Below are 9,530 nucleotides of genomic sequence, written 5' to 3' on the forward strand. Positions count from 1 at the left end.
CGCCGGCACTGTGTCTACGCCGACCGCGTGGGCGCGGCCTTCTCCCGCATCCTGGGCCGAGACATCCGTCATGCCGTTTGCCCTTCGCCGGAAACAGGAGATTCGTCCGAGACAGGAGAATCCGGCGAGGTTTGTCCTGTTCTCGCCGGATCTCCTGTTTGCAGCGGTTCGGGAGCGGACGGATGCGGGGGCCGCTGCTCGGAGGCGAGGGGCACAGAGACATGCGGAACGGCCGCGAAGTCGGACTCGCGGATGCGGGCGTGCACGCCGCAGACGATGTCGACGACCTGCGAGATATCGAAGTCGGTCGCGGCGCTGAGGTAGGCGTAGGCGAGATGCTCGTCGAGGCCCCAGCGCGCCCGGATGAGCGCGATCGCGGATCGCACGCAGCGGCGCATCGCCTCGCCGAGGTCGGGGTCAAGGCCCGTGGGCACGAGATATTCGTCTGTCCGGACCAGCGGCCCGGTGAACTCGCCGAACTCGGCGAGTGCCTCTTCGCGCGGCACGATCTCGAAGCGCAGGGTCGCGCGGAGGGATGCCTCGAGCGCCGTCAGTGCAACCTCTCCGTCACCCTGTGCGAAGTGCGGATCGCCGACGTAGGCCAGCGCCCCCGCCACCTGCACCGGCAGATACAGGACGGTGCCCTCGACCAGCAGGTTGATGTCGATGTTGCCGCCGTGCTCACCGGGCGGCACGGAGTGCGGCCTCTGGTCACCCGCGACCGCCACGCCCATCGTGCCGAGGAACGGCGCGAGCGGAAACTCGACGAGCCCGGGCCCGCCCTCGACGACGGGCAGCACCCCCACCATCCGTCCATCCCGCTCTTCGACCGGCGTGAAGACGCTCACGTTGTGTTCGCCGCGCGGCAGCTCGCCGACGAGCGCACCCTTTCCGTGCCGGTTCGAGATCACGCCGTACGGCACCCGCGGCTGCAGCCGTACGACCGTGATCTTGAGCAGATCCCCGGGGCGCGCACCCTCGACCGCAATCGGCCCGGTCACGACGTGGGGCCCGTCGGCCATCGTGTCGCGTGCCATGTCGCGTGCGATCTCGATCGCATCGTCGAGGACGGATGCCTCGGGCACACCCTTGCCGGTGAAGTACGCCAGCGGGTCCTTGCCCTGGTCTTCGAGGATCCCCTCGTGGCTGACCGTGTCGATCGTCACCGTCTGCCCCGGCTGAACGGTCAGCACGGCCGCATCGCGCGCACACGGCAGGCGGCCCCACATCACGGTCGCGGGAGAGGCGGCCAGATAGTGCTCGCCCGGGATCTCGCCCGTGCCGGGCTGCAGGATGGTCGACGCGAGGGCCGTTGCCTCGAGAGCTGGGGTCACGGATGCATCTCCTCAACGCGGGCCATGGCAGCGCCCGAGATCGACGCATCCGCAGCGGGTGCAGGATGCGCAACCGTGCGCACGGTCAGGATCTCACGTCCTGCTCTGGCAGTTACGCCCGCCTCGGGGGTGTAGACGAGTGCGCCGGCGAGGTAAGTGCCCTCGACGACACCGAAAAGCTCACGCCCATCCCACGGCGACATCTTGTTGCGGTACTGCAGCTCGGCCGCTCGCACGGTCTGCGTCGCGTCGAGGTCGACGACGGCGAAGTGCGCCGGCGCTCCGACCGCGATCTGCCCCGCGACGCCGAGACCGGCGATCCGCGCGGGACCCGTCGTCATCAGCGGCAGGATCGTCTCGAGCGGGATGCCTCGCGCACGCGCCGCGGTCCAGATCGCCGAGAATCCGGTCTGCAGACCCGAAATTCCGCCCCAGGCGAGGGCGAAGTCGCCGCCACCCTGCTGCTTGAGTTCGAGCGTTGACGGCGAGTGGTCGCTGACGATCGCATCGATCGTGCCGTCGACGACACCCTGCCACAGGAGGTCCTGGTTGGCCGCGTCGCGGATCGGGGGGCAGCACTTGAACTGGCCCGCGGCATCCGGCACGTCCTCGGCCCGCAGGGTCAGGTAGTGCGGACAGGTTTCGATTGTGAGCCGCACGCCGTCCGCCTTGGCGGCACGGATGTCGTCCAGCGCACCGCCGTCGGACACGTGCACGATATGCGCGCGGGCGCCGGTGCGACGGGCCGTGTTGATCACGAGCCGAATCGCCGCGCGCTCGCTCTCGGGTGGGCGTGAGGCGAGGAATGCCTCGTAGTGGGGCCCGAGAGTCTGCGCGTCGTGCACGTGCGCGGGGTCTTCGGCGTGGACGATCAGCAGCCCATCGAACGCGGCGATCTCGGCGAGCGCGGCCTCGAGCTGTTCGGCGTCCAGGTGCCCGAACTCATCGATGCCGGAGGGCATCAGGAAGCACTTGAACCCGACCACCCCCGCCGCGGCGAGGTCGGCGAGCGATCCGAGGTTCTCGGGAACCGCACCGCCCCAGTACGCGATGTCGACGGCCAGCTTGCCGGACGTGGCGGCGCGCTTCTCGGCGAGCGCTTCGGGGGTCGTCGTCACGGGCACGCTGTTCAGCGGCATATCGACGATCGTGGTGACACCGCCCGCGGCAGCGGCGGCGGTCCCCGTCTCAAACCCTTCCCAGTCGGTGCGGCCCGGTTCGTCGAGGTGAACGTGCGAGTCGACCAGACCGGGCAAGAGGGTGAGGTGGTCGGGCAGAACGGTGACCGGCGTGTCGGAGACGTCGACGGATGCCGCGACCCCAGCATCCGGGTCGTACTCCTCGATCGCGGCGATACGCCCGCCCTCGAGGCGAACCAGAGCGGAACGGAACGCCCCGTCGATGAACACGCGACGCGCGGCGAGCGCGCGCGGGGCGTCGGGAAGAGCGGTCATGGGCCCCAACTTAAAGGCCCGGCGTTTCTCGGATGTTACTCAGAGCAACATCCGAGAAATGCGGTGAGGTTACGGTGGCCGGGTGCTCCTCTCCGAATTCAACGTCGCGGATGCGTCGACCGCGGCGTCCGTCGTCCGTGTGTGGGCCGACATCTCGGCGTGGATCGACGCCATCGTTGCCGGCCGGCCCTACGCATCCGTCGCAGAGATCGAGGCCCTCGCCGCCGCGCTTGCCGAACGCTGGAGCGTGGACGATCTCGAGGCCGCGCTCGCTCATCACCCACGCATCGGCGAACGACCGACCGCTGCGGGAGCGGAGGGTGACGCCTCGCGCCGCGAACAGGCCGCGATGACGACCGCCGCCGACGAGGTGACCGCCAGGATCGCCGTGGGCAATGCGGCATACGAGGAACGATTCGGGCGGGTGTTCCTCATCAGAGCCGCGGGGCGCACACCCGACGAGATCCTGGCGAACCTCGAGCGGCGGCTCACGAGCGACCCCGAGGCCGAGACAGTCGAGGCGACCCGGCAGCTCGCCGAGATCGCGCTGCTGCGCCTGCGGGGCGCGCTCACCGACGACAGGATGGGTGCATGACCCCGCACCTGACGACCCACGTTCTCGATTCCACGTCCGGCACTCCCGCGGTAAACGTCGCGGTATCGCTCGCGAGGCATCTCGCCGGTGGTGGCACCGAAGCCGTCGCTGAGGGCCTCACGGACGCGGATGGTCGGCTTGGCCTCGGCCCCGAGCACCTCGAGCCCGGCATATACGCCATCACCTTCGGCACGGGCGCATGGTTCGCCGACCAGGGCATCCCCGCGTTCTACCCCCTCGTGACCGTCACCTTCACCGTCGAAGATTCGGACCGGCACTACCACGTGCCCCTGCTGCTCAGTCCGTTCGCCTATTCCACATACCGCGGCAGTTGAGCCGCACCGTCTCGGAGGATCACGTGAAGGTCATCGTCATCGGCGCCGGCATCGGCGGCACGAGCGCCGCGATCGCGCTGCAGCGCCTCGGGCATGACGTCGTCGTGTACGACCAGATGCGTGAGAACAAGCCGGTCGGGGCTGCGCTGTCGCTGTGGTCCAACGGCGTCAAGGTGCTCAACTGGTTGGGACTGGCCGACGAGGTCGCGGCCCTCGGCGGTCTGATGGACGACATGGCCTACTACGACGGGAAGACCGGCGAGACGCTCTGCCGCTTCAGTCTCGAACCCGTCACGACGCAGACCGGACAACGGTCCTACCCGATCGCGCGAGCCGACCTGCAGGCGCTGTTGATGGACCACGTCGGGATGGATCGCATCCACCTTTCGATGAAGCTCGTCGGCATCGACGACGACGGGTCGCAGGTCACCGCGACCTTCGCGGACGGATCGACCGACACGGCCGACATGCTGATCGGGGCGGATGGCGCACGCTCGATCACCCGCGACTACGTCACCGGGGCGCGGGGACTTCCGACGATCGAGCGCACGTACTCGGGATACACGAACTTCAACGGACTCGTCCCGGCGAACACCGACATCGGGCCTCTCGATCAGTGGACGACGTACGTGGCCGACGGCAAGCGCTGCGCCGTGATGCCGGTCGCGGGCGATCGGTTCTACTTCTTCGTCGATGTGCCGCAGCCTGCCGGCGTGCCGTACGACAAGGCCGAGGGCGCGGCACCGTTGCGCGAGGCCTTTGCGGGCTGGGCCCCCGGAGTGCAGGCCCTGCTCGACTCGATCGACCCCGCGGCCTCCCTCAATCGTGTCGAGATCTGGGACATCGACCCGTTCGATACGTGGGTACACGGTCGGGTCGCGATCCTCGGTGACGCGGCCCACAACACGGCGCCGGACATCGGTCAGGGTGCGTGCTCAGCGCTCGAGGACAGTTTTGCCCTCGGCATCCTGTTCGCGACGAACACCTTGGGTGTCGAAGACACCCTGCAGCGGTACCAGCAGGTGCGCGCCGAACGCGCGGGCGATCTCGTCATCCGGGCCCGCAAGCGCGCGTGGGAGACCCACGCTTTTGATGTCGCGGCGACTCAGGAGTGGTACGACCAGCTCCGCACCGAGGACGGCACGGGGGTTATCCGCGGCATCGTCGGCAACATCGTGGACTCCCCGGTCAACCTCGGCGGGGGCATCCGGGTCTGACGAGGCCGCTCTTCAGGCGTGGAAGACGGCGTGGATGTCGGATCCCGCGACGGCTCGACCTCCCAGGCCGTCGAGCTCGAGCAGCACGGCAGTGCCCGCGACGCTGCCCCCGAGCCGCTCGACCAGCGTCCGTGCCGCGGCGATCGTGCCGCCCGTCGCCAGCACGTCGTCGAGCAGCAGCACTCGTGAGCCGTGGGGCATGTCGTCGTGCGCCTCGATCTCGGCCGTTCCGTATTCGAGTGCGTACGAGACGGATGCCGCGGGCCGGGGCAGCTTGCCCGCCTTACGAATGGGGATCAGGCCGACACCCGCGGTCATCGCCGCTGCCCCAGCGAGCAGAAAGCCCCGCGCCTCGATCCCGGCGACGACGTCGTACGTCCCCGCGAAGGGCTCGATGAGGGCATCGATCGTGACCCGGAGCGCCGCGGCATCCGCGAGCAGCGGCATGATGTCGCGGAACAGGATCCCCGGCTGCGGGTAGTCCGGGATCACCGCGATGAGCGACTCGGCGCGGGCAAGGGCTGCGGGATCGGGCGTCTGCACGGGGTTCACCCTAACGTTTCGGTCATCCCCCTCCTCGATGTCCCACCTTTTCACCGCACAGCTCCCCTTGCGGTGAAAAGGTGGGACATCAAGCCAATGAGCGATTGCGCAAGCGCTTGCACTAACGTGGTCGGATGACTTCTCCCGCAAGCTCAACGCAGCCCGAGACCCGCCTGCCCTCCGGCCCCGGTTCGGAGTGGTGGCGATCCGCCGTCATCTATCAGATCTACCCCCGGTCGTTCGCGGATGCCTCGAACGACGGCATCGGCGACCTGCCCGGCATCACGTCGAAGCTCGATGACCTGCAGGAACTCGGCATCGATGCCCTGTGGCTCTCGCCGTTCATGACCTCACCGCAGAAGGATGCCGGGTACGACGTCGCTGACTACTGCGACGTCGACCCCATTTTCGGCACCCTTGCCGACTTCGACGCGATGCTCGAGGGCGCCCATGCCCGCGGCATCCGTGTGATCGTCGATCTGGTCCCGAACCACTCCTCGGACCAGCACGTGTGGTTCCAGGCCGCCCTGGCGGCGGCGCCCGGCAGTCCCGAGCGCGCCCGCTACATGTTCCGCGACGGTGTCGGCGAGAACGGCGAGCTGCCGCCGAACAACTGGGAGTCGGTCTTCGGCGGGCCCGCCTGGACGCGGGTCGTCGAACCCGACGGAACACCAGGCCAGTGGTACCTGCACCTGTTCGACACCTCGCAGCCCGACTTCGACTGGTCAAACGACGAGGTGCGCGAGGGATTCCGCGGCGTGCTGCGCTTCTGGCTCGACCGCGGCGTCGACGGGTTCCGCGTGGACGTCGCTCACGGACTCGTGAAGAAGGACGGTCTGCCCGACTACACGCCCCCCGCAGACGCCGCGTCCATGGGCGGCGAAGAGGCCGACGTCCCGTACTGGGGTCAGCCGGGCGTCCACGAGATCTATCGGGATTGGCATGTGCTGCTCGCGGAATATGAGGGCGATCGTGCCCTTGCCGCAGAGGCCTGGCTCCCGTCGCCGGCCAAGACGGCACTCTGGGTACGTCCGGATGAGATGCACCAGGCGTTCAACTTCGAGTACCTCGAGACGCCGTGGAACGCACCGAAGCTCCGCGCTGTCGTTGCCGAATCGCTCGCGGCATATGGCGCGGTGGATGCACCGAGCACCTGGGTGCTGTCGAACCACGACGTGATTCGCCACGCCTCCCGGCTCGCGCTCACGGGCGATGTTCCGCAGGGAACCGGTATCGGCCCCCTGTCCGAGGTGCAGCCGATCCCCGAGCTGGGCCTGCGACGCGCACGCGCCGCGAGCACGATGATGCTCGCGCTCCCCGGCTCCGCATACCTCTACCAGGGCGAAGAACTCGGCCTTCCCGAGGCCGTCGACCTGCCCGACGATGCCCGGCAGGACCCGACGTGGTTCCGCACCCACGGCGAGCGCTACGGGCGGGACGGATGCCGCGTGCCGATCCCCTGGACCGCGGACGGGCCCTCCTATGGCTTCAACTCCTCCGGGGAATCCTGGCTCCCGCAGCCGACGCAGTGGGCCGAACTCGCCCGCGACGTGCAGCGGAATCAGCCCGACTCGACGCTCTCGCTCTACCGTCGCGCCCTGGCGGAGCGGCGCGCGCACGCGGTGGGCACCGGCGAACTCGAATGGCTTGACGGCTACGGGGACGACGTGCTCGCGTTCCGCAACGGCGACATCACGGTGATTGCGAACGTCGGCGCGACGCCGGTGCAGCTGCCCGCCGGCGCGACCGTTGTGCTGGCGAGCGCACCCCTCGAGGACGGCGCGATCGGTTCGGACACGACCGTCTGGCTCGAGGGCGGCCGCTAGGCACGACCGTGGTCGGCATCGACGAGGTTGCTCGTGCGGCCGGTGTCTCGACCGCGACCGTCTCGCGTGCGCTGAGCGGTCGCGGTCGGGTGTCGGCCGCAACACGGATGCGGGTGGAGCAGGCGGCTGATCGCCTGGGCTACGTCGTCCAGGCGTCGGCATCGAGTTTGGCGTCGGGCCGCACCCGCAGCATCGGCGTGCTGCTGCCCCTCCTCGATCCGTGGTTCTTCAGCACGGTATTGGGCGGTATCGCCGACAGCCTCGCGCAGCGCGGTTACGACATCACGCTGTATGTGCTGAGCCACGACCCGGCAGCGCGTGCCGCGATGTTCGGTACGTTCCTGCGCCGCCGCCGCGTGGATGCCGTGATCGCCGTCTCGATCGACCTCGCCGAAGCGGAATCCGAGGCGCTGGTCGGCGTGGGCGTGCCTGTTGTGCGGATCGGTGGCGCGCACCCGCATATGACGAGCTTGGCGGTCGATGACGAGGCGGTCGGAGCCCTCGCTTCGTCGCACCTCCTCCAGCTCGGGCACCGCATCATCGCGCACATCGGGGCGCTCCCCCAGTTCGACAGCGACTTCCGCGTGCCCTCCCAGCGGCGGCGGGGGTACGAACGGGCGCTGAGGGATGCCGGGGTGGCGCCCGAGAACGAGCTGTTCGAAGCATCCGATTTCACGATCGCGGGGGGCGCGGCGGCGGCTACCCGGCTGCTGACGGAGCGGACGGAGCGACCGACGGCGATCTTCGCGGCGAGCGACGAGATGGCGGTCGGCGCGATGCTGACGGCTCGCGAGCTCGGCATACGCGTACCGGAGGACCTTTCGGTCGTCGGCGTGGACGGGCACGAGCTCGGAGCCTCGTTTCGGTTGACGAGTATCGACCAGTTCCCGCGCGAGCAGGGTGTGCGGGCTGCCGAGACCGTGCTCGACTTGCTCGAGCCCGGTCCGACGACGGATGCTCCGCCGCCCCACACAGTTCTGCCCTTCGAGCTCGTGGTGCGCGCATCGACCGCGCCGCCGCCGGCCGCCCTTCCGACCCCACCAGATCCGCCCGCCTAGCAGTAGATGCGCGTTCCAGCCAGCCGAGGTCGCACCTACTGCCAGGCGAGCCGATCAGGCCAGGCGGGCGGGGCGGATCCGGGTACGGCATCGACGGCCCGCGTAGGCTCGGGCGCATGACGATCGATCTCGAGGCGCTCTACGTCGACCTGCACGAGCATCCGGAACTCTCGTTTCAGGAAACCCGTACGGCGGCGATCGCGGCTGGACACCTCCGCGATCTCGGGCTCGAGGTCACCGAGGGTGTGGGCGGCACGGGCGTTGTCGGCGTCCTCCGCAACGGTGAGGGTCCGACCGTCTGGCTCCGCGCCGACATGGACGGCCTGCCTGTGGAGGAGCAGACCGGGCTGCCGTATGCGAGCACCGCGCGCGGGCTGAACCCGCAGGGCACCGAGGTTCCCGTCATGCACGCCTGCGGCCACGACATGCATGTCGCCGCGATGATCGGAGCGATCGAACAGCTCGCGAGCACGACAGGCGAGTGGTCGGGCACGATCGTCGTGCTGATTCAGCCCGCGGAAGAGTTCGGAGCCGGAGCCCAAGCGATGATCGCGGACGGCGTGCTCACGCGCTTCCCGCGCCCCGACATCGTGCTCGGCCAACATGTCACGCCGCTGCCGACCGGCATCGTCGGCGTACGCCCCGGCACGCAGATGGCGGCATCGGACGGCCTCACGATCACCCTCCACGGCCGGGGTGGGCACGGCTCACGCCCGCACGCGACCGTCGATCCGATCGTCATGGCCGCAGCCACCGTCATGCGCCTGCAGACCGTGGCATCACGCGAGATCGACCCGCGCGAGATGGCCGTCGTGACGGTCGGATCGATCCACGCGGGCCTGAAGCACAACATCATTCCGGCCGAGGCACGCCTCGAACTCAGCCTGCGCTACGCCGACGACAGCACCCGCGCGAAGGTGCTCGAGAAAGTGGAGCGGATCGTACGCGCTGAGGCCGAGGCATCCGGCGCTCCTGTGCCGCCCACGATCGAGACCGACCACACGCTGCCCCCGACGATCAACGATGCGGACGCGACGGCCCGGCTCTCAGCCGCGTTCGACCGCGAGATCGGCGCAGGGACGGTGCTCGACCCTGGGATGTTCACGGGGAGCGAGGATGTCTCGTGGTTCGCTCGCGAGGCGGGTGTGCCGCTGGTCTTCTGGTTCTG

Annotated in this window: 9 protein-coding genes; 6 read left to right on the forward strand and 3 right to left on the reverse strand. The window is 69.2% G+C overall.

Annotated features, from left to right (window positions below; translation table 11 throughout):
- Positions 1-68 precede the first annotated feature (68 nt).
- On the reverse strand, positions 69-1,334 hold the full coding sequence (locus tag MIC448_RS08595; RefSeq protein ID WP_198517847.1) for an acetamidase/formamidase family protein: 1,266 nt from the start codon (positions 1,332-1,334) through the stop codon (positions 69-71).
- A complete protein-coding gene (gene allB, locus MIC448_RS08600; RefSeq protein WP_081766296.1) occupies positions 1,331-2,788 on the reverse strand; it encodes an allantoinase AllB in 1,458 nt (485 codons plus the stop codon). Before allB ends, MIC448_RS08595 begins: the two co-directional genes overlap by 4 nt.
- Positions 2,789-2,870: 82 nt before the next feature.
- On the opposite strand from allB, the gene uraD reads away from it, so the two are divergent.
- From uraD to hpxO, 3 genes are read left to right on the forward strand one after another with little or no spacing between them, the layout of a single operon-like run.
- Positions 2,871-3,383 carry a 2-oxo-4-hydroxy-4-carboxy-5-ureidoimidazoline decarboxylase gene (gene uraD / locus MIC448_RS08605; RefSeq protein WP_036298323.1) on the forward strand — a complete coding sequence of 171 codons (513 nt, stop codon included), beginning with the start codon at positions 2,871-2,873 and terminating at the stop codon, positions 3,381-3,383.
- Complete coding sequence (uraH, locus tag MIC448_RS08610) at positions 3,380-3,718, forward strand: hydroxyisourate hydrolase (RefSeq protein ID WP_036298324.1); 339 nt, start codon at positions 3,380-3,382, stop codon at positions 3,716-3,718. Before uraD ends, uraH begins: the two co-directional genes overlap by 4 nt.
- Positions 3,719-3,741: 23 nt before the next feature.
- Positions 3,742-4,935 carry an FAD-dependent urate hydroxylase HpxO gene (gene hpxO / locus MIC448_RS08615; RefSeq protein ID WP_036298326.1) on the forward strand — a complete coding sequence of 398 codons (1,194 nt, stop codon included), beginning with the start codon at positions 3,742-3,744 and terminating at the stop codon, positions 4,933-4,935.
- Positions 4,936-4,947: 12 nt separating this feature from the next.
- Here hpxO and MIC448_RS08620 read toward each other — a convergent pair whose 3' ends face one another.
- Positions 4,948-5,478, reverse strand: a complete 531-nt coding sequence (locus tag MIC448_RS08620; protein WP_036298336.1) for an adenine phosphoribosyltransferase — start codon at positions 5,476-5,478, stop codon at positions 4,948-4,950.
- Between the two features lie 134 nt (positions 5,479-5,612).
- Between MIC448_RS08620 and MIC448_RS08625 the strand changes: the two genes are divergently transcribed.
- The 3 genes from MIC448_RS08625 to MIC448_RS08635 all read left to right on the forward strand — a co-directional run.
- Positions 5,613-7,304 carry an alpha-amylase family glycosyl hydrolase gene (locus MIC448_RS08625; protein ID WP_036298328.1) on the forward strand — a complete coding sequence of 564 codons (1,692 nt, stop codon included), beginning with the start codon at positions 5,613-5,615 and terminating at the stop codon, positions 7,302-7,304.
- Between the two features lie 8 nt (positions 7,305-7,312).
- Positions 7,313-8,362 (forward strand): LacI family DNA-binding transcriptional regulator, encoded by a 1,050-nt coding sequence (locus tag MIC448_RS08630; protein ID WP_036298330.1) that lies wholly within the window; start codon positions 7,313-7,315, stop codon positions 8,360-8,362.
- Between the two features lie 116 nt (positions 8,363-8,478).
- A partial coding sequence (locus tag MIC448_RS08635) for an amidohydrolase (protein ID WP_036298331.1) occupies positions 8,479-9,530 on the forward strand: 1,052 nt, incomplete at its 3' end.

Origin of the sequence: Microbacterium sp. C448, assembly GCF_000582705.2 — a bacterium.
Lineage (GTDB): Bacteria > Actinomycetota > Actinomycetes > Actinomycetales > Microbacteriaceae > Microbacterium > Microbacterium lacus_A.

What these genes read in the sequence shown, in the direction of transcription:
- allB (WP_081766296.1), bottom strand. Translation starts at nt 2,788, where the DNA reads ATGACCGCTCTTCCCGACGCCCCGCGCGCGCTCGCCGCGCGTCGCGTG.
- uraH (WP_036298324.1), top strand. Translation starts at nt 3,380, where the DNA reads ATGACCCCGCACCTGACGACCCACGTTCTCGATTCCACGTCCGGCACT.
- MIC448_RS08625 (WP_036298328.1), top strand. Translation starts at nt 5,613, where the DNA reads ATGACTTCTCCCGCAAGCTCAACGCAGCCCGAGACCCGCCTGCCCTCC.